This window comes from Pseudomonas sp. 2(2015), assembly GCF_000955865.1.
Classification (GTDB): Bacteria; Pseudomonadota; Gammaproteobacteria; order Pseudomonadales; family Pseudomonadaceae; genus Aquipseudomonas.
The window spans coordinates 1-20909 of sequence record NZ_JYOF01000018.1; the positions used below are offsets into that span (position 1 = coordinate 1).

The 20909-nt window shown below is 61.4% G+C and carries 12 protein-coding genes and 1 pseudogene; 7 read left to right on the forward strand and 6 right to left on the reverse strand.

What is annotated here, in order from left to right:
- The 5 genes and pseudogenes from UB48_RS28020 to UB48_RS21680 all read left to right on the forward strand — a co-directional run.
- Positions 1 to 538, forward strand: a pseudogene (locus UB48_RS28020) (hypothetical protein); the annotation flags it as partial.
- The gene (gmtX, locus tag UB48_RS21665; RefSeq protein WP_045200850.1) at positions 513 to 1172 is read left to right on the forward strand and encodes a gamma-mobile-trio protein GmtX; all 660 of its coding nucleotides are present in this window, start codon (positions 513 to 515) and stop codon (positions 1170 to 1172) included. The pseudogene UB48_RS28020 and the gene gmtX, both read left to right, overlap by 26 nt.
- Before the next feature lie 608 nt (positions 1173 to 1780).
- The gene (locus tag UB48_RS27765; RefSeq protein WP_156160231.1) at positions 1781 to 3001 is read left to right on the forward strand and encodes a hypothetical protein; all 1221 of its coding nucleotides are present in this window, start codon (positions 1781 to 1783) and stop codon (positions 2999 to 3001) included.
- A 25-nt stretch (positions 3002 to 3026) separates the two neighbouring features.
- Positions 3027 to 7637, forward strand: coding sequence for a hypothetical protein (locus UB48_RS21675; RefSeq protein WP_045200855.1), 4611 nt, complete (start codon positions 3027 to 3029; stop codon positions 7635 to 7637).
- Between the two features lie 240 nt (positions 7638 to 7877).
- Positions 7878 to 8195 carry a hypothetical protein gene (locus UB48_RS21680; RefSeq protein ID WP_045200858.1) on the forward strand — a complete coding sequence of 106 codons (318 nt, stop codon included), beginning with the start codon at positions 7878 to 7880 and terminating at the stop codon, positions 8193 to 8195.
- A gap of 7 nt (positions 8196 to 8202) precedes the next feature.
- Here the strand turns inward: UB48_RS21680 and UB48_RS21685 are convergent, their stop codons facing one another.
- Positions 8203 to 9819: a hybrid sensor histidine kinase/response regulator gene (locus UB48_RS21685; protein WP_045200860.1), complete on the reverse strand. Its 1617-nt coding sequence runs from the start codon at positions 9817 to 9819 to the stop codon at positions 8203 to 8205.
- A gap of 114 nt (positions 9820 to 9933) precedes the next feature.
- Between UB48_RS21685 and UB48_RS21690 the strand changes: the two genes are divergently transcribed.
- Complete coding sequence (locus tag UB48_RS21690; RefSeq protein ID WP_045200862.1) at positions 9934 to 10548, forward strand: response regulator transcription factor; 615 nt, start codon at positions 9934 to 9936, stop codon at positions 10546 to 10548.
- 130 nt (positions 10549 to 10678) lie between these two features.
- Positions 10679 to 12445 (forward strand): GMC oxidoreductase, encoded by a 1767-nt coding sequence (locus UB48_RS21695; RefSeq protein ID WP_045200864.1) that lies wholly within the window; start codon positions 10679 to 10681, stop codon positions 12443 to 12445.
- Between the two features lie 77 nt (positions 12446 to 12522).
- Here the strand turns inward: UB48_RS21695 and UB48_RS21700 are convergent, their stop codons facing one another.
- The 5 genes from UB48_RS21700 to UB48_RS21720 are packed head-to-tail and all read right to left on the reverse strand — an operon-like array spanning position 12523 to position 20903.
- Positions 12523 to 14169: a fatty acid--CoA ligase gene (locus UB48_RS21700; protein WP_045200866.1), complete on the reverse strand. Its 1647-nt coding sequence runs from the start codon at positions 14167 to 14169 to the stop codon at positions 12523 to 12525.
- An 11-nt stretch (positions 14170 to 14180) separates the two neighbouring features.
- Complete coding sequence (locus UB48_RS21705) at positions 14181 to 15953, reverse strand: acyl-CoA dehydrogenase C-terminal domain-containing protein (protein WP_045200868.1); 1773 nt, start codon at positions 15951 to 15953, stop codon at positions 14181 to 14183.
- Entirely contained in the window at positions 15946 to 18420 is a 2475-nt protein-coding gene (locus tag UB48_RS21710; RefSeq protein WP_045200870.1) for an RND family transporter, read from the reverse strand. The genes UB48_RS21705 and UB48_RS21710 overlap by 8 nt, the downstream gene beginning before the upstream one ends.
- A gap of 15 nt (positions 18421 to 18435) precedes the next feature.
- On the reverse strand, positions 18436 to 19512 hold the full coding sequence (locus UB48_RS21715) for a YCF48-related protein (RefSeq protein WP_045200872.1): 1077 nt from the start codon (positions 19510 to 19512) through the stop codon (positions 18436 to 18438).
- Positions 19513 to 19544: 32 nt separating this feature from the next.
- On the reverse strand, positions 19545 to 20903 hold the full coding sequence (locus tag UB48_RS21720; RefSeq protein WP_045200874.1) for a DUF1329 domain-containing protein: 1359 nt from the start codon (positions 20901 to 20903) through the stop codon (positions 19545 to 19547).
- Positions 20904 to 20909: the final 6 nt, after the last annotated feature.

Sequence of the window (20909 nt, forward strand, 5' to 3'; positions counted from 1 at the left end):
GGGATTAGTTGACCACTACACAATCGAAGAGGGTCGCGCTACAGATGATTCTGCCACGAAGCTGGTAGCTGTGGGTTCCCTGGAGGATATCCATCAGCCCATCTCATTCATCGAAACTAGTAGTGAGCTATGGCAGATCTCTCAACTGTGCGAGAACGCTGAAATCTATGCTGATTTGACGGATGAGCTGAGGGCCACACCAGTCATCGAGAAGCGCTCCCGCGCTTTGAATCATCTCCTGATACGTGGTGGTTACGCACCCATTTTGATGGGAATGGATGATCGCCTCCAGCTCATCGTTGGGAATGCGATGATGAGGTCCATGGCTTTGACGCTGTCTCCTAATGACCAACTGGAAGGATTCCGCGAAGTTTCTAGCCTGCTTGAGGCCGGAGAAGGCCTAATGCTTTTACCAGCCGCCATGGAGCCGCTGGAGCGCTTGACGAAGCAACCAGTAGCGAAGCTATCCGAGTTGATCACAACCACCTCAAAACAACTCCGGGAGGCCATACGTGATCGACCCACATCTCATCTTTGAAGAACTTGTAGGTCAGGCCACCAAACAGCAGGCCAAGTCCCTAGCAGTGCTGCATGAAGTCCTGAAGGCTCATGAGAAAACGGGGAGTCGCAACTTCTCAATTGCCACGATTGCCAGGCTCTCCGTTGAGGCTGGAGGGCCATCTGCCTCAACAATCCGAAATAGCGGAGGGTTTCGCTTCCGCCAGCTGATTGAGGCTTGGGCTGCGAGTGTGGGGACGGATAGGAAAGCGCCTGTAAAGTCCAAGAGTCAGGGAGTACCAAGGGACAACGAACTGCTTAGACGAATTGACGATCCAGCTTTACGTGCGGTCTTTACTCAGGTCTTGGCCGAGCGCCGTCGCTACTTGGCTGAACTCAACCTTCTGAAGTCCCAAACGGACGTCGTTGTCGACCGCCGCCCGAACGTGGTGGAGATACCTCAAGAGAGCGGCTCAGTTCAGTTGCTTCCCTCCTTGAAAGGGGTTCTGAGTGACATGGAAATCACCGCACTCAGGGCAGCAGTGTCAAACGACTTATTCGATAGACAAGGCTGGGTAGTGACCGCGGCAGGCCAGGTGAAAGGGGATTTGGGTGAGATCTACAAGCATGGTTACGTGCCTGCAATTAGGAAAATTCTGAAGGAAATCGAATGATCTGACGCAGTGTAGGGATGGCTTGTAGTACAGCGACACAGTACATATTCTCACCGTCAATGGGGTCGAGCGACGAACGCAGCATCACCCAGCAATGCAATCCGGCCGGCGTTCATATGAGGCACTTCCAAGTCGTAGATGCGCTGAAATAGCGGTTGCGAAGTCTTCTCGAACACCCCTATGAAGGCGAGTGCGAACAGCTCACGTGCAGCGGTCTTTAACCCTCCAGGACGCATTGGAGGGGGCCATTCTCCCAGCACTTGCCGCTGTCGTCCGTCATGATGTTCACCAGATCAGTGTCATGGCGCGTGTAGCGTCGTTCGCCTACCAGCGTGCTGTTCAGCGTATAGTACAGAGGCTTAGTATATGTACTTGGCGACCTTATCAGCTGTAGCCCACAAATTACCTGCTCTCGCCCTTCTTAGTATAGTGAGCAGATCCTGTCTCTAGTTATTTAGTTGAGTTATATTTTCCATTAATGTCGCAGCGCATTACCACTCTTCCTCGTTAAACTTTCGCGCAACCCATCAACTTGTACTAGCCTCTTCATCAGCGTCTTCGGCTTTACGCTACTTCAATAACTGGAGTGCAGGTAGAACGGAGGCGAGATGGCTCTTTCTCTGTGCACGGCGTGGATATTCTTTCTTGGCGCATCCGCAATCCCCCTGCTGTGGTGGTTGATTGTGCCGCGTCGGCCGCTTCGCACTGAACCTCCAGGCAGCCCTTTGCCCTTGGGTATTTTGTACCTCACTCCCGCCTGCATTGCGGCACTTGGTCAATGTGCGAGCCCAACGCGCCTGCACAGAATGTCCACTCGCTGTATCGGACATCGCCTGGACCGCTTTACTTTTCCAGTGGGCGAAAGCAAACCGGATATAGACCGTTACAGCACTTGGCCGGAGCAGGCACGCTTGCTGTCAACGGGGGCTGAAGATCAGTTGCGGGCATTGCAGGCGGCGCTGATAGAAAAGTATGGCCCCCCTGCCCCCACGCCGCTGGCATCAACTCGATCCGACGCGCAGCCTGCGGGTGCGCGCATTGCTGTGTTTGTCCTGCTGCTGGCGCTTTTATTAGCAGCGTTGATGTTTTGGCTGCTGGCCCGGAGCATGGCCGATTGTCGTTGTGCTGCGCCCGGCACCACGCCCAGCCCACCTGTTTCAGTACCACCGACAACCACCGTTCCGGGAACAGATAATATTGTAAAAGCCGACCTGCAAACGGATTTTGTTTTCGATTTTAAACTATCAACGCCCAGGAGCCCCGCGCACAGCGCCAAGATGAGAGAAGACCTCAAAGCGTTGTTCTTACCCTTCAATGGTATTGAAGTACTTGCCATCGTTGCACACACCGACCCTATTGGCGGTACTGAGGACAACAAGCTTCTGGGCGAAAAGCGTGCGCAATTTATTCGAAACATGATTCAGGAGATCATCGCGGCGCCCGCACGAAGTCAGCAATTCAGCGACAACCCGCTACCGACCGATGGTGTGCTGGATGGGCCGAAAAAGTCAGACTTTGCTTTTTGGCAGTCGTGCTTCAAGGACTACTACCTTGACGTCAAGGATGGGTTCTACCCACTGCTCAATCTGAGCAGAAAAAAGAACATCGACAATAGACCTGCCTGTACCGAGGCCACTGCCGAAACCGGCCGTGATGGGCTGTACCCGGCCTGCGCGAGGCTAAAGATCCCTGAGCCGGATCAACCCTATCCCAAAGGCTACGCACAACGTGCCGAACGCTTGCAGCAACTGACGGCCTGTCTCGCCCCCATGCGTCATGTTTTTATTAAATTCAGATTCGACCATCAGGTCCAAGCACCGTCTCAGTGAACGGATCAGTTGAAGGAGATGCAACGTGAGCCAGCATAAACACTTGCAAGGTAAATTCAACTTCGTTGCTGAAGACGGGCAAGACCCGGATGACCTGAAAGAACAATTCGATCTTATTTTCTCGCGCCTGTCAGTCGCCTTTCGCGCCAGCCTGCGAAGTTCCGGCGCTGATGCCCCGGCGGCCGCCCAGGAAGAGCCCTTAAAGCAACTTCCTTTTGCCGTGACGTTGAGCTTTGAAGAAGCCTCCGGGGAAAACCTGATCGGAAAATTTCAGGAAAAGATCGAAGCCTTGATCCGCCGCTTGATAGAGGCCGCAAGTGCCCTGCCCGGCCCCCTCGGCTTGGGTGCGAAAATAATGACTGCACTCGATACGTTCTTGAATGATCCGCAGCCGAGCGCCGAGTTGAAGGACGCCAAGACGTGGGTTCTTGATCGATCACAACAGGGCGAGTGGACCCGCGTGCAGAAGCTGTTTTCTCAATGGGCGGGCTCCCGATTCAGCGATATCGGACTGGGCGCTGTGAGTAAAAGTGAATGGGCTGACGTTCTCGGCAAGCTACGCGCTGCACCTGCCGTCGCCGAGCCTGTACCCGGGGACGCTGAAGCGGCTGATCAGACTGCAACACAGGTGCCGCAGCCCACGGGCAAGTTTGAACTTACCCAGTTAATGGGTTGGCTTACTGCCGAGGCCGATGCCGGACAGCAGATGACCTATGGTTTCAATATCCAGGGGGTTTGCCGATTCGCTGACAATGCTGTCATTTATGGAACCTGGGCCCGACTTGACGTGTTTGGCCCGGATGGCAGCCAATTGCTGACCTGTACGGTTCGCAACGACAGCCTCGAACAATGGCTGGGTGGCCAGGGGGCGAATGATCTGGAGGTTGATGTTGCACCGTCCAGAGAACTGCGGGCAGCACTCGCAGCCCCACAGCGCCCACGTCAGAAAATCAATACGGTCAATGGTCGGTTGTGGCTTTCGAACGGACAGCCGTTCGGTCAGCGGACATTGGCCATCTATGTGAAACCGGCATTCCCACAGTTCATAGACGACTGTTGCCCGCCGGCGGAGTTCGAGCCGGACCTGTGCTGTGCACCCGACTGGGAGACAGGTCCGATCCTACAGGTTCCTCAGGCGCTAGCCGTTACCCAAACCGACCAGGCGGGCTATTTCGAGTTCAGCTACCCGGCTAATACAGGTCTGAATTCAAGATACGCATTACTGCAATTGAGCGGGATCGCGTTGCCACTTGCCCTTGAGTTGCTCTACGAGCCCTCGGCAGAGGGCGTCAGTATCGAAGCTCAGTTCCCCAAGCCGGTGCTGCTGCAGATTGATAGTAACCTGGTGATGGACACGGCGGCTCAGCAACCCATTGATTGGCTAGGCGACAAGGGAAAGGACTGCGACTGCCAGGGGCTCGACTTCGCAGAAGCGAATAGAACCCTGGAAGAGTTCAAGTTTGACATTGTCATACGCACCACCGACCCGTTGGTAACGCGCGGCGCTATCAGTGACGCAATTACGGACGACAGCCTGGCGCAACCCCCCGTCAAGGATACAGTCGTGCCACCCTCGCAAAGCAGTATCAATCGCTATTTTCGGGTTCCGCTTTCGCGCGATGAGCAAATCACTTGGGATGAACGGCCCCGTATTGCCCAAGCGGTCTCTATTGCACATGGGCGAATACTTACCCTGCGCCAGGTGTGGCGCGCCGATGGTTACTCATTAGGAGACCTTCGTTACTCGCTACCCCTTGCGCCGCTGCAGAAAAAGAACATTGCCGTGATCGACTGGGACCGGCGAGACACGCTACAGATGGAATCCACTCAAGACTACCGCGAGTCCATGTTCAACTTCGTGGGCCGCGAACGTGATATTTCCGAGATTGTGAACAGTGCACTCAACGAGTCGATCAATGCCCACTCCGATTCCGGGGGGCGCTCCGGCAGCTCGGGCTTCGGTCTTTCCCTCGGCCCGGTTGGATTCGGCAGTGCTTCGGGGGGCTCGTCCAGTGCATGGTCGAATGCAAGTCAAAACTCGACGCGTACCCTTGCCGCCAATTTCATCAACCAGTTGCGTGATCAGACCGTCCAGTCGGCAAATGCGCTGCGCTCCCAGCGAGTGACAACTGTACAACAAGTGAATCAGTCAGAAGCTGCACGAGTAGTGACGGAGACCGTGGCGAATCGAAATGCCTGCCACGCAATAACCGTTCAGTACTTTGAAGTACTACGTCACCTCCGGGTCGATCATGAACTGGCCGCCGTGCGTGAATGCTTGTATATCCCTTTTCCTTTGAGTCTGTTCACCGTGGAAAAGGCCTTGCGTTGGCGCGGCCCGCTAAATCAGTATCTGGCCGACGAGCAGCGTGCGGGATTGGACGCTTGCGCACGCCTGAGCAGCAATGCTTACCCGCACAGCGCGGTCTACGCCGATGAAGCGATAATCAACTTCGGCCTGGAAGTAACCATTACTCTGGATTTTCCTTTTCCACCTGGAGCCTTGGAAGACACCACAACCTGGCAAGACTACTTCGGCGTGAAGTTTCCTAGCTCGTCGCCGTTGCCTTCATTACTGGCGTCGCTGAAGCGCACCCCTGCTGAAAAGCGCGCCACCTATTACCAGGACGTGATTGCTCCGGTGCTGGCCGATAAAATGGTCAGCGCGCTGAGGGTCGTTTGCAGGGTAGATGGCGCAGAGGTGGCGCTATCGCTTGAACCCCGCCTCGCCACGCGATACACCGCAGGTGGCAAGCACAAGGTAGTGTTTGCCGAGCGTGGAGATACCATTGACAGCGTTTTTTCCCGTCGAAGCCTGAGTGCAGTTCGCATCTATAGCGATGCCACGATTGCAGAATTCAACAGTGTCCTGGTTCATGACGCCGAGTGTCTGCCCATTACGGCCCACCTGCACAGCCGATTGATAGCGGGTGCAACTGATCGGCACAGCCTTCAACGTGCCGGCACAGTGGATTTTACCCTGGGTCTTCGCCCTCATGAATTGATTGATCAGCGCCTTGAAGACCAGCAGCGCTCTGTGCGGATGCTCGAACATCTAAACAACAACCTTGAGTATTACCACAAAGCCATTTGGTGGCTGATGGATGCCGAGCGTCGCTTTGTATTGCTCGACGGATTCATTGCCCCCAACGCAAGTGGGCGTAGCGTTGCCTCGGTGGTAGAAAACCGCTTGGTTGCCATTATTGGTAACTGCCTTGTCATGCCTGTGGCACCGGGGATCCGGCTGGATTACTTCGATGACAATATCAGTGAAGACAGCGCAGACAGAGACATCGATGAAGACTGGTTGCTGGCACATTACCGCCCGGCCATTCCAATGCCGTCGACACGTATCGCAGTCCCAACGCGCGGTGTTTTTGCTGAATCGGTCATGGGCAGTTGCAATGGTTGTGAGAAAATTGACAACAGCCGCAACTGGCAATACTGGCAGCATCCACTACCCGATGAGCCGACCGCCATTGAGCCCGTTTCTTTAGACTCCCGAGACAAAGACCCGGTAGTTGCCGGGGCCCAGCCCATGCCCGCGGCCATCATTAATCAGGTCGCGACCAGTGTCCCGCCCGCGCCTGATCCGACCGGGCTAGGCGCAGCCATAGCTGCGGTAACCAATGGCGCGGCGTTTCGCGATGCAACAGGACTTGCAGGTACTCAGCAGAATTCGCGTGAGGCACTCAGCCAATCCTATGCAACGACGCAAAAGTTCGGCGAGCTGGGTGCCGAATTGTCGAAGAAGCAAATCGATGCCTCTATCGAGGCAATGAAGATGGTCGCTTCAGCGTATGGCATTCCCGTTTCGCTGCTAGACACGGCAAGTAAAGTAAAAGATGAGATCAGTAAAGATGCTGCCGCCGGGCGTATCACTACGCAGCAGGGCCAAGAGCAAACCGCTCAGGTCAACAACAAACTGATCGAGCAACTGAATGCAGCGGCACCGGCTTCGCTGCCGGATACTCCGGTCATTCAAGAGGCGATCAAGTCTGCAATCCAGGGAGGCGCGCCGGTGTCTGTTCGGCGTGCCGATGGTCAGGTCGATGTTGGCGCGCCGACCGTGCGCAGTTCCGCTGCTGCCAAGGGTTCGTGGTTCTGGCCGTTCACCGCCAAGCGTGAGGCCTCGGCCTCTGCGCGCTCGTCAAAACCTCGACTCCCCTTGCTGAAAATCGAAGTGGTCACAGCCATCAGGGATGTTGGCGGGGCCGCCCAGGTGGGTGAGAAGTCACGCCATGTGTTGACGCTCGACTGCGAAAACAGAACGTTCTCAGCCGCGTCGCCAACCACCGGCAAGACGACCATATACGGCTGGAGTCTTGACTCCACTCGAAACGCGTTCACAGCAACTCTGGACGACGCCAGTGGCGATGTGTTTGCGATCAGTACCAGCGGACAGACTGCCAGCGGCGTTCGTTTCATGCCTGACATCGATTATCGCTTTCGGCTGACTATTGATGCTCAACGTAAACAGATCCGGATACAAGGCGCTCACGATGGATTCCCGAGTTACACCCTTTTACTCAATGGCAAGGCAATCTACGACTATCAACAAAGCCCGTTCCTTCAGTCTGTCCCCAAACTGTTCGGTACTGGCGACGTTACGGTAGAGAAAACAGTCTCGTTCTGAATGACTGGCGCAGGTAAACAACGTCGAGGGTGCTCATCGCGCGGTAGCACCCTGGTTAAAACGCAATTGATCGTCCAGCAGGCCTATATCAATATGCCATTAGCCCATTTGTGCTAATCGACCCCCCTCCTCCCTGGCGCTATATTCCTCGGCAACCCCCAGTGTTCCCCAACGCCGCGCCTATGCGGCGTGCGGGATCGTTGTGCCGGTAAAACAGAACAACACCAAGGAAGATGCACCATGAAATCAGCATTCAGCAAGATCACCCTGCTCAGCGCCCTGCTGGTCGCCGTCGCCGGTTGCCAGACCATGAAACCCAACGAAGACCGTCTCAAGTCCACCGCGCAAACCACCATCGGCGAGCCGGTGACGAAGATTTCCAACGTGCGCAGCGACCACAGCTCCACTTACTACATCGCCAGCACCGCATCGGGTGACTACAACTGCGAGCTGCCCAGCGGCGTCATGGTCGGTATCGCCTCGATGGGCATGGGCATGGGCGCGCAATGCTACAACAAGAACAGTGGTCGCCCGCAAAATCCGCTGCAACGCTACTGATTCCGGGCTAAACCGGCGCTGCCGAGGCTTCGCGCAATGCCCGCAGGGTAGCGCGTAGCTCGGCCGGGCGCACCGGTTTGGACAGGATCGCGATCTGGCGGTCGTGCAGGGCCGCCTGGATCTTCTCCACTTCGTGACCGGTAAGAATCAACGCCGGCACCGCCCTGCCCCGTTGCGCCCGTAGCTCATCGATGCACTCGATGCCGGTGGCGTGGTTGCCCAGGTCATAGTCGGCGACGATGATGTCGCAGTCGCTGGCGAGGTTTTTGCCGCTCAGTTCGGCCTGGACGTCACAGCCCCAGCGCTCGAGCAAGGCCTTGGTGGCCAACAGCACGTTGCGATCATCCTCCACCAGGCAGACTTTCAAACCGGTCAGCAGGCCGACCTGGCTCGGGTCTTCACGGTAGGCCTGGCGCTTGGGCGCGGAAATTTCGCGCAAACCTTCAAGGCTGACGGCCGTGCCATGGCCCACTCGCGAACGTATCGTCACCTGCATGCCCATCATCTGCCCCAGGCGCCGGACAATCGACAGGCCCAGGCCCACGCCCTCGACGTCCTTGTCGCGCAACTGGCGCACGCGGTAGAACTCTTCGAAAACCTTCGGCAGTTCCTGCGCGTCGATGCCGCTGCCCTGGTCATAAATGACAATGGCCAGGCCCTCGCCACGCTTGCGCACGCCGATCAGCACCGGGCGCTGCGGCGCGTACTTGAAGCAGTTGGACAGCACGTTCTGGACCATCGTCGCCAGCAGCGCCGGGTCCACCTGTACCCAGTGCTCGCAGGGCCGCAGGCGCAGTTCTACTCCGGCCCAGCGTGCCGCTTCGGCGTTCTGGCGCAACAGGTCGTGGAGGAACTCGCCCAGTTGCACGCTCTGCAGGCGTGGCTGCAGCCGGCCGTTGTCGAGGGTGTAGAGGTCGAGGATCGAGCGAAACAGCTGCGAGACGTTGAGCAACGAGCGGTCGATGTTGTCGACCAGCCGGCGTTCTTCATCGCCCAGCCGCGCCTCGCGCAGGCAGGCAGTGAACAGGCCGATGGAATGAATGGGCTGGCGCAGGTCGTGGCTGGCCTGGGCCAGAAAGCGCGATTTTTCCAGGTTGGCGGCGGTGGCCTCCTCCGAAGCCTTGCGCGTACGTTCAAGCAACAGGTGCGCGTACATGGGGATGACCGTGCTGGTGATCATCAGCATCAGCACCATGAACGGTTGCGCCTGCCAGTACGGCGTCAGGCAGTAGACGCACAGCAGCGCCAGCAACGCCAGGGCGGTGGCGATCGCCAGGTAGCGCGAGCCGAAGCGCATGCCATTGCCCAGGTTGACCCAGACCATTACCGCGTACAGCGGCAACGCCGCCTCGCCGCCCACCACCAGGCCGAAACAGGTACCGGTGTAGTCCTGGACCATGCTGAAAATGCGCCGCGCCGGGTACACCCCCGGCCAGCGCACGATAACCTGGCGTATAACCACCGACAGCAGCAGGAACAGGATGATGTAGATCACGATCGGCCGGTAGGTTTCAAAATGCTGCCCGGGCAGAAAGCCCAGCACGCTGATATAAACCACGGCAATACAGGCGACAATGATGCGCAGGTTAGCCTGGTCGAGCTCGGAGTTTTTCTCGAACTTCATCGGAACATCCTTGTGCGACAGTCGTCATATCCAGCATGAACACCGGGCGGTGCCCGTACCCGGTGGTAAAGTAGCACGTCCGAAAGGAACGCCAGGCCCAGGGAGGCACTCACCATGGCATGCCGGATCATCATAGCCGACGACCATCCGCTGTTTCGCGAAGCGATGCTGCGTACGGTCCAGCGCCTGCTGCCCGATGCCCGGAGCGAAGAGGCCGGTGATTTCGACACGGTGCTCAAGCTGGTCGCCAACGGCCCGGAACCGGACACCCTGATCCTCGACCTGCGCTTCCCGGGGCTGACCTGCATCAGCCAGCTGGTCGAGCTGCGTCAGCAATTACGGCGCACCACCTTGATCGTGGTATCGATGGTCGATGACGAGGAACTGATCGGCGAGGTCATGGCCGCCGGCATTGACGGCTTCATCGGCAAGAACATCGCCCCGGACGAGATCGGCCAGGCGATCCTGGCCATCCGTGAAGGTGAAGTGCTGGTGCGTTTTGCCCCCTCCGGGCTCCTGCCGCTGGACAGCAGCGCCGTCGCCACAACCCTGACCGCACGCCAGCAAGAGGTGTTGCGCCTGATCGCCCAGGGCAAGACCAACAAGGAAATCGCCCGCGCGCTGGACATCTCGCCGTTTACCGTGCGCATTCATGTGTCGTCGTTGCTGCGCACCCTCAATGTGCCGTCGCGGGCGGCGGCAGCGGTGAAGTACTCCGGGGTTGCCTGAGGCCCGCGGCTCCCCCGACCAAGTGATCTTGAATTGCCACTTCGCTCTGCTAGCGTTAGCAGCGCAGCCCCCCCGGCTGCACGCTGCACAAGGACGATAGACCCTCTGCCAACAATGATTGGAGGCAACAATGAGCGCAGTCACCAGTTCGACCAACTTCGGTCACGGCTACCCTACCCCAGGTCCACAAACACCCAACGCCCAGAAGGTGCTGGACCACGTGTTCTTTCTCTCCGAGTCGGCCTGGAAGCAGGTTCGCGAAGAAGAACAGTTCGATTTCATCATCATCGGCACCGGTTTCTGTTCCCTGGCCTTCGCCGAACGCATCCTCGAAAGCCAGCCCAAGGCGCGGATCCTGATGGTCGAGCGCGGGCCGTTCTTCCTCCCCGAGCACTTCCAGAACCTGCCGATCCCTTATCAGAAAACCCTCGGCGGCTTCTCCGAAACCTTCCCCTGGACCCTCTCGGCGCGTACCGCCAGCCAGCCACCGGGCAACATCGGCTGGCAGCACGGCATGGTGCCGTTCTTCGGTGGCCGCAGCATCATGTGGAGCGCCTGGTGCCCTCGGCCGACCAAGGAGGAAATGGCCTACTGGCCCGAGCAGACCATCGCCGCCGCCGAGGCCCGCTTCGAGTCGGCCGAAAAGCTGCTCAACGTCATCCCGGCCGACAAGATCGACACCCAGCTCGACCCGCAGGTGCGCGCCCATGTCACCGAGCAACGTCCGGTCTACGGCACCCTGCAGCTTGAGCTGCAAAACATGCTCGAGCACAACATCGGCAAGATCGACTCGGCCACCCGCTGGTTGTCGGCGCCCCTGGCCGCCGCGGCCGATCGCGCCGGTGGCGTGGACTTTGCCAAGTTCTCGACCCCGGCGGCAATCATGGAGCTGGCCGGCAAACAGGCCGACCGCGCCGCTGCCGGTACTGGCAGCCCGCTGCGGATCATCACCGAGTGCATCGTCGAGCGCATCCACCAGCAGGATGGCGCGGCCACGGCGCTACAAACCTCGCGCGGGGTGATCAACATCGGCAACGCCAAGCTGATCCTGGCCATGGGCACCCTGCCGCCGGCGACCTTGCTGATGAACTCGTTCCCGCAAATCAAACGTGCCGGCGATCGCTTCACCGCCCACTTCATCACCTCGGTGGTGGCACGGGTGCCGCGCAAGGACTACCCGTTCGCCGACAAGCTGGCCGAGCTTGAGCTCGCGGCCATTTACCTGGCCGGCAAGAACAAGCAAAGCGGCATGCAGTACCACGTGCAGTTGTCGGTGCTGTCAGACCGCAAACCTGCAAAGAACGCGCAGAAAGCCGCGCGTTATATGCCGGACGTGGTCGCCACGGCGTCGATGGCGCAACTGGAATCGTCGAAGGACCATCTGGTGTTCGTTTGCGCCGTGCTTGGCGAGATCGACTTCCGAAACCCCGACAACCACTTCCACCTCAACGACCAGGCCGACCCGACCACCAACGTCAACCTGCAGGTGCTGGCCAGCAAAACCGACCAGCAAACCTGGGACACCATGGACGAAGGCACTTTCCAGATGATGGAGCGGGTGTTCGCCCCCGAAGGCAAGGTCGAGTACTGGCACGGCGACCCGAACCTGGGCCACTGGACCGGCGAACGGCCAAGCATCCCTGAACGGCGGGTGGCCGGGCTGGTGCACGAGGGCTCGACCCTGTGGATCGGCGACAAAGACGAAGGCGTGGTTGGCCTGGACTACCGTCCCCATGGCGTGGAGAACGTCTACGTCACCGGCGGTGCGCTGTGGCCGGCCAGTGGTTCGTGGAACCCGACCATGACCATGGTTGCCCTGGCCCAGGATCTTGCCGACCAGCAACTGGACAGCGTCAACACCCCCACCCCGCCCACCTCGGATCTCACTGAAGTCTGACAGGTAGCAGCGGGCTTGCCCTGCGATGAGGCCGGTCAAGCCCATCGCGGCGCAAGTCGAATGCCCACTTGGTTTACTCAGACGCCACAATGGCTCTGGCGAATCAGCTTCTTGTTGATCTTGCCGACGCTGGTCTTGGGAATTTCGCTGACAAAGCGCACCAGGCGCGGAATCGCCCATTTGTTCAGGCGCCCGCTGTCGACAAATGGCTGCAGGTGCCGGGCCAGCGCCGGCTGATCCAGCTCGACGCCGGCGACGCAGACCACCAGGGCCAGCGGCTGCTCGCCCCACTGCGCATCCGCCACCCCCACCACCGCCACCGAATCGACCCCGCTGTGCTGGCTGATCAGGCTTTCCAGCTCCACCGAGCTGATCCACTCACCGCCGGTCTTGATCACGTCCTTGATCCGGTCGCGAATCTGCACCGCGCCGCGTTCATCGATGCAGGCCATGTCGCCGGTGTGCAGCCAGCCGCCGGCCCACAGTGCGGCGCCCTGCTCCGGTTCCTTGAGGTAACCCTGGGTCAGCCATGGCGCGCGCACGACGATTTCACCGAGGCTTGCGCCGTCGTGGGCCACGTCTTTGCCCTGTTCGTCGACAATGCGCAGGTCCACCAGCGGGATCGGCACCCCGGCGTTGATCCGCAACGGCAGTTGCGCCTGCATCGGCAACGCCAGGTCAGCGGCGCCAAGGCTGGTCACGCACAGCAGCGGGCAGGTCTCGGACATGCCATAGCCGCAGTGCACGCGAATGCCCCTGGCGCTGGCCCGCGCGGCCAGGCCCTGGGTTAGCGCGCTGCCGCCGAGCAGCATCTTCCAGCCGCTAAAGTCGGTGCGCTGGCCTTCGTCGCAATCGAGCATCATCTGCAACAGGGTCGGCACGCAGTGCGAGAAGCTCACCTGCTCTTCGCGCATCAGCCGCACCAGTTGGTTGGGCTCGTAGCGGCCGGGGTACACCTGCTTGATGCCCAGGGCCGTGGCCACGTAGGGCACGCCCCAGGCATGCACATGGAACATCGGCGTGATCGGCATGTACACATCGCCCGAACGCAACAGCGGCTCACCGCCGCAGGCGGCGAAGGTGCCGAGTTCGTTGAGGGTGTGCAGCACCAGTTGCCGATGGCTAAAGTACACCCCCTTGGGGTTGCCGGTGGTGCCGGTGGTGTAGAACAGCGTGGCCACCGAGTTCTCGTCGAAATCGGCAAAGTCGAAGTGGCTGTCGGCACCGGCCAGCAGCGCTTCGTACTCGCCCAGCAGCGGCAGCTCCGTGTGCACTTCAGCGCCGTCACTCAGGCGCAGGTAACCCTTGACCGTCGGTAATTGCTCGCGCAACTGGGTCATCAGCGGCATGAAGTCGTCATGCACCAGCACCAGGTGATCCTCGGCGTGGTTCATGGTGTAGCGCACCTGCTCGGGCGACAGCCGTACGTTGACGGTGTGCAGCACGGCGCCGAGCATCGGCACGGCAAAAAAGCACTCCAGCGCCCGGTGGCTGTCCCAGTCGAGCAAGGCCACGGTGTCGCCAGGCTTGACCCCGGCGGCGCTCAGCACATTGGCCAGGCGCTGGATGCGTTCAAGCAAGGTGCTGTAGCTGTAGCGCAGCTTGTCGGCGTAGACGATCTCCTGGCCGGGCTGGTAGCGCACGCCCGACAACAGCAGGCGCTTGATCAGCAACGGGTAGCTGTAGGCGCCGGGCGCAGGTTCGATGATGCGGGTGCGGGTCATGGGCGTGTCCTTCACAGTTGCTCGGCCTTGAGCAGGAACAGGCTGTGGCTGCCGGCCTTGACACTGGCGCTGAGCGAATCGATGCGCGGCAGCAGGCGGGCGAAATAGAAGCGTGCGGTGCCCAGTTTGCTCTGGTAGAAGGCGCCGTGGTGCTGCATAGCGACATCGGCCATGCGCGTCCACAAATAGGCATACAGGGTGTAGCCGAACACCTGCAGGTACTCCACCGCCGCCGCGCCGATCTCCTCGGGGTTGCCCTGGGCGCGGTCGAGCACCCAGGCGGTGAGGTCGTCGAGATTGGCCAGCGCCAGCAACAGCGGGGTCTTGAACTCGGCGCGTGAGGCCGCCAGGGTCTGGGCGTAAGCCTTGATCTCCTGCGCAAGCGCCGCGTAGCTGCGGCCACCGTCGGCGACCAGCTTGCGCCCCAGCAGGTCCAGCGCCTGGATGCCGTTGGTGCCTTCGTAGATCTGGGTGATGCGGCAATCGCGAATCAGCTGTTCCTGGCCCCATTCGCGGATATAACCATGGCCGCCGAACACCTGCTGGCCGTGCACGGTGGTTTCCAGGCCCATGTCGGTCAAGAACGCCTTGGCCACCGGCGTCAGCAGCGCTACCCGCGCTTGCGCCTGGCTGCGCTCATCGGCATTTTCGCTGTACTTGGCCAGGTCCAGCTGCAGCGCCACATAGGTGGAGAACGCCCGCCCGCCTTCGTTCAACGCCTTCATGGTCAACAGCATGCGCCGCACATCGGCGTGCTCGATAATCGGGTCGGCCGCCTGCTGCGCGTTTACCGGGCCAGTGGCAGCGCGGCTTTGCAAGCGTTCGCGGGCGTAGGCCACGGCGTTCTGGTACGAGCGCTCGCCCAGCGCCAGGCCCTGGATACCGACGCCCAGGCGCTCGTAGTTCATCATGGTGAACATGGCATTCAGGCCCTTGTTGGCCTCGCCCACCAGGTAGCCGACGGCGCCGTCGAAGTTCATCACGCAGGTGGCCGAGGCCTTGATGCCCATCTTGTGTTCGATCGAGCCACAGCTCACCGCGTTGGCCTCGCCCAGTGCGCCGTCCTCCTCCACCAGCAGCTTGGGCACCAGGAACAGCGAGATGCCCTTGGCGCCAGCCGGTGCGTCCGGCAGTTTGGCCAGCACCAGGTGAATGATGTTCTCGGTCAGGTCCTGTTCGCCGCCGGTGATGAAGATCTTCGTGCCCGTGACCCGGTAGCTGCCATCAGCCCGGGGTTCGGCTCGGGTACGGATCAGGCCCAGGTCGGTGCCGGCATGGGGTTCGGTCAGGCACATCGACCCCGACCAGCGCCCTTCGTACATGGGCGGCAGGTAGCGCGCCTTGAGCGCCTCGCTGGCATGGTTGAGCAGCGACAGGCAGGCGCCGGCGGTCAGCATCGGGTACAGGGCGAACGACAGGTTGGCGGCGTTGAGCATCTCCTCGACCTGGGCGGCAATCACCTTGGGCATGCCCATGCCGCCATATTCACAAGCCCCGGCAACGCCGACCCAGCCGTCGTCGGCATAGTTGCGATAAGCCTGGGCAAAACCATCCGGGGTACTTACCCGGCCCTCATGCCACTGGCAACCCTGCTCGTCGCCACTGCGGTTGAGCGGTGCCACCTGCCGGGCGATGAGCTTGCCGGCCTGCTCGAGGATGGCCCGCGCGGTGTCGGCATCGACCTGCTCGGCCAGGGCCGGAATGCGCGCCCACTGGCCAGGAATGTCGAACACTTCGTTGAACAGAAAATCCATGTCACGCAACGGCGGTAGGTAATCAGACATGCGATGAACACTCGGCTTTTTGGCTGTTAAGGTTCAGCCCCTCGACACTGCCGGGGCTGGGTGAAGGCGCCCGCGCCTGGCTGGCGGGCAAGAGGAAGTGCGACAGCGCCGGGATCAGCACCAGCGCGCCGAGCATGTTCCAGAGGAACATGAAGGTCAGCAGGATGCCCATGTCGGCCTGGAACTTGATCGGCGACCAGGCCCAGCCAACCACGCCGGCGGCCAGGGTGATGCCGACCAGGCCGACCACCCGCCCGGTAAAGGCCACGGCGTTCTTGTAGGATTGCGCCAGCGACAGGCCCTGGCGCTGGTAATGCAGCTGCACGCTGAGCAGGTACAGCGCGTAATCGACGCCAATGCCCACGCCCAGGGCGATTACCGGCAAGGTGGCGACCTTGACGCCGATGCCCATCATCACCATCAGCGCCTCGCAGAGTATCGAGGTGAGCATCAGCGGCAGTACCGCCACCAGGGTTGCGCGCCAGCTGCGAAAGGTGATCAGGCAGAACAGCGTCACCGCCAGGTACACCAGCAACAGCATGCTGCGGTTGGCCTCGCGCACCACGATGTTGGTCGCCGCCTCGATCCCGGCGCTGCCGGCCGCCAGCAGGAACTGGCGGTCCTCGCGGCTGTTGGCCTGGGTAAAGCGCTCGGCAATCGCCACCACCTGGTCGAGGGTGTCGGCCTTGTGGTCCTTGAGGTAGGCGATCACCGGCATCAGCGAGCAGTCGTTGTTGAACAGCTCCGGGGCGTTCACCGAGGCTTGCTGGGCGGCGTAGTTGAGCACGTCCTGGTTGCGCTGGATGCTGCTCAGCTTGGGGTTGCCCTCGTAGGTGCCGGCGGTTATCTGGCGCACCGCGTTGGTCAGCGACAAGGTGGTCTGCACCTGCGGGTTCTGTTGCAGCGCCCAGGCCAGGCGGTCGGCGAGCACTAGGGTCTGGTAGCGCAGGCAGCCTTCCGGGGCGGTCTTGATCATTACCGCAAAGGTGTCGCTGGACAGCGCGTAATGGCCGGTGATGTAGGCGTTGTCGCGGTTGTAGCGCGAGTCGGCGTGCAGCTCCGGTGCGCCGCTGTCGAGGTCGCCGATTTTCAGTTGCAGGCTCAGCCAGAAACCGCCGGCACCGAGCAAGGCGGCCACCAGCACGGCGCCGGTTGCCCACTTGCGTTCGGTGAAGCGATCGAGCAGGTCCCAGAGTTTGCCAAAGCCGCGATGCTCGGCGGCGCGCAGGTCGATACGCAAGGCCCGTTCAGCGGCCTTGCGCCCGACGCCGACATACGACAACGCCACCGGCATCAACAGCAGCGAGGTGAAGATCAGCACCGCCACGCCAATGCTGGCGGTAATCGCCAGGTCCTTGATTACCGGGATGTCGATCAGCATCAGTACGGCAAAGCCCACCGCATCGGCCAGCAAGGCGGTGACCCCGGCGACGAACAAGCGCCGGAAGGTGTAGCGCGCAGCGATCTGGCGGTGGGTGCCGCGGCCGATGTCCTGCATGATGCCGTTCATCTTCTGCGCCGCATGGGACACGCCGATGGCGAAGATCAAAAAAGGCACCAGGATCGAATACGGATCGATGGCATACCCCAGCCAGGCGACGATCCCCAGTTGCCAGACCACCGCCGTCAACGAGCACAGCACCACCAGCAAGGTGCTGCGCACGCAGCGGGTATAGAGGTAGATGATCAGCAGCGTGGTCAGCACTGCCAGGGCGAAGAACAGCATCACCTGCAGCAGCCCGTCGATCAGGTCGCCCATCAGCTTGGCAAAGCCGATCACATGCAGTTTGTAGACGCCGCCCGCTTCGTAGCGCTGGCGCAACTGCTCAAGTTTTTGCGAAAAGCCGTGGTAGTCGATGCCGGCGCCGGTCGCCGAGGCCTGGTCGAGCAGCGGCACAATAAGCATGCTTGAGGTGAAGTCGCGAGCGACCAGGCTGCCGACAATATTGGCCCGTTCGATGTTCTGGCGCAGTTGCTGGATATCGGCGGCCGAGCCCTGGTAGGCATCGGGCATCACCGGGCCGCCCTGGAAGCCCTCTTCGGTGACTTCGGTCCAGCGCACCGCCGGGCTCCACAGCGACTTCATCCAGGCGCGGTCGACACCTTGGCTGAGGAACAGCTCGTCGTTGATCTGGCGCAGGGTCTGCAGGTAGGCCGGGTCGAAGATATCGCCACGGGTGTTCTCTACCACCACCCGCAGGGAATTGCCCAGGCCGCGCAGCGCCTGGCGGTTGTCCAGGTAGTTGCGGATGTAGGGATGACTCTGCGGGATCATCTTCTCGAAGCTGGGCCGCAGCTCCAGGCGTGTCATGGCCATGTAGCCCAGCACCAGGGTAACCAGCAGCATGCTCAGCATGAACGCCAGCCGGTGGTTGAACACCAGGCGTTCGAGGCGATTGCCGGAGCGTGCATCGAAGTCGCCGAGGTTGCGGATCACCGGCAAGGTGTCTTGTTGGATGTCGGCCATCAGGGTTTTCTCTTGTTATGGCTGCTGCGGTTGGTCGGGGGCCAGGGTGCGGATGCCGCGCTCACCGACCAGCACCAGCGCGGCGCCGCTATCAAAGGCTGCGCCGCTGACCGGCGCGCGCTGGTTTTGCGCCAGCGGGCTGAAGCTTGCGCCGTCATCGTTACTGACCAGCAGGTCGCCGGCCTGGCTGGCCAGCCAGAACCGCCCGCGGGCGTCGAGGCTGGCGGCGGTGATGCTGGTGTTCAGGTCGGTCTTGATCACTTGCCAGCCGGCACCGCCATCGGTGCTGCGCAGTACGTGGCCGCGCAAGCCGTAGGCCAGCAGCGCCCCAGGTTTGCCAATGACGCCGAAATAACTGCCGGCATAGGGGGTGCTCAGGCGCTCGAAATGGTCGCCCGCAGCGCTCAGCTTGAGCAGCAGGCCCTGCTCGCCGCTGATGTACAGCGCGCCGTCGACGCTGGCCAGGCCGGTCAGGTGCAAGCCTTGCGGGTTGTCGCTGCGTTCCAGCCACGGCGTCCAGTGCTGGCCGCCGTCAACGGTGTGCAGCAGCAGGTTGAACACGCCCACCGCAAAACCATGCAGCGGGTCGCTGAACCAGACGTCGAGCAACGGCTTGTCGGCGCCCTCCGCGACCAGGCGCTCACCCTCGCCCACCCAGCGTGCCCATTGATCGCCGCCCGCTTGCGCCCGTGCCTGGTAATAAGCCAGCACCTGCTCGCCGAGCACCCGCCCGTCCAGCTGTTTTTCCCAGCGCTGGCCGCCATCGCGGCTGTGCAATATCACCCCGTCGTTGCCCACCGCCCAGCCCAGCTGCGCGGTGGCGAAGCTCACCGCATTGAGGTCGGCGCTGACCGGCACCTGCGCCTGTTGCCAGTGGCTGCCCTGGTCATCCGAGTAGAGGATGTGCCCCCGTGGCCCCACCGCCACCAGGCGCGTGCCGGCGACGCTGACATCGCGCAAGGCGCTGGTGACGGCCAGGGCGCTGGGCTGCGCCGGCAGGTCGAGCACGTCGACGTAAGGCTCGGCCCGGGCCGCGCCCTGCAGCGCGGCCCAGGCCAGCAGCATCACGCTGCAGCGTTTGAAAAAAGCCATCCCTGATCCTCCTCGGTGCGTGCTCGACAGGCTCAGCGAATGCCGGCCCCGGCCAGGGACTCGGGCGACCACTGGGTGCGCGACAGCGGCTCGATGTAGCGAATGCCGCCGTAGGCCCCGACCACGCCATTGAGGTTGTAGGTGCCGCCGATCAGGTCGTAGATCATGAACGGCGTGGCATCCGGGGTCTGTTTGTCGTAGCTCTGGCTGAGGAAGGCGAAGCTGCCGCGGTACAGCTGGCCACGGGCGTCATACTGGTCTGAGGCCAGGGCGATCCAGCTGTCCTCGTCGAGGTAGAAGCGGCGCTTGTGGTAGATGTGCCGGGCGCCGTCCTTGAGTTTGCCTTCGACCACCCAGACCCGGTGCTTTTCCCAGCGCACGAATTGCGGCGCGAGGTGGTTGGCGGTGGTCAGTTGCTTGACGTCGGTGTTGTAGGTCAACCGGTAGGTGTTGTACGGCACGTACATCTCCTGCTTGCCGACCAGGGTCCAGTCGTAGCGGTCGAGGGCGCCGTTGAAGACGAACACGTCATCGTAGGTGCCCGAACCCGAGGTGCCCGGGTTGGGCGTGTCGTAGGCCAGGTTCGGCGCCAGCTTGACCCGGCGCTGGCCCGGCAGGTACTGCCAGGCGCTGCGTGGTTGCACCAGCGGGTTGGCGGCATCGCGCAGCATCATCGCCTCACCGGCGCGGCGGGCCGGCGCGGTGTAGGTGAGTTTCATCTGGTAGTAGGTGTCCTTGGCGCCGATCGGCTTGCTCATGTCCTCGTAGATCGGGTAGCTGATGTTGGCCTGGCCGGTGGTGCTCAGGGTGGCGTTGCCGGCGGCATCGACGTTCCACGAGTCGTACTTGGCGGTCATGCTCACGCCCTGGTAGCGCAACAGGAAGTTCCACATGGCCTCGGCACCGCTCTGCGGGATCGGGAAGGGAATGCCCGGCAGCACATTGTCGACCGCGCTACCGCCCTCCTGGCTGCGCGCACCTACGGCGTTCTTCAAGGTGTTGTCGAGCACCGGCTGCGGCAGCGCCACGGTGCGATGAGTGGGATAGACATCGACGCGAAAACTGGGGAAGCGCTTGAGCAGTTCCTGGGTGGTGGCGGTCAGTTGAGCCTTGTACTGTTCGGCATTCTTGCCATCGATGACCAGCAGCGGTTGCTCGGCGGCGAACGGGTCCGGGCGCATGCTTGCCCCGGCCTGGTACGCCGCTGGCGGGGTCAGCAGTCCGCCCTGGTAGGCGGGAATCGAGCCGTCGGCGTTGGCGGCCTTTTCTGCGCCTATCGGCGTCAGGCTGGTGCCCAGGCGCGCGGCCTGGTCGTTGGAGACGGCGGCATGGGCCGGGTTCAGGGCAGCCAGCGACAGGCACGTGGCCAACAGGGTGTGCACGTAGTTCATGTTGTT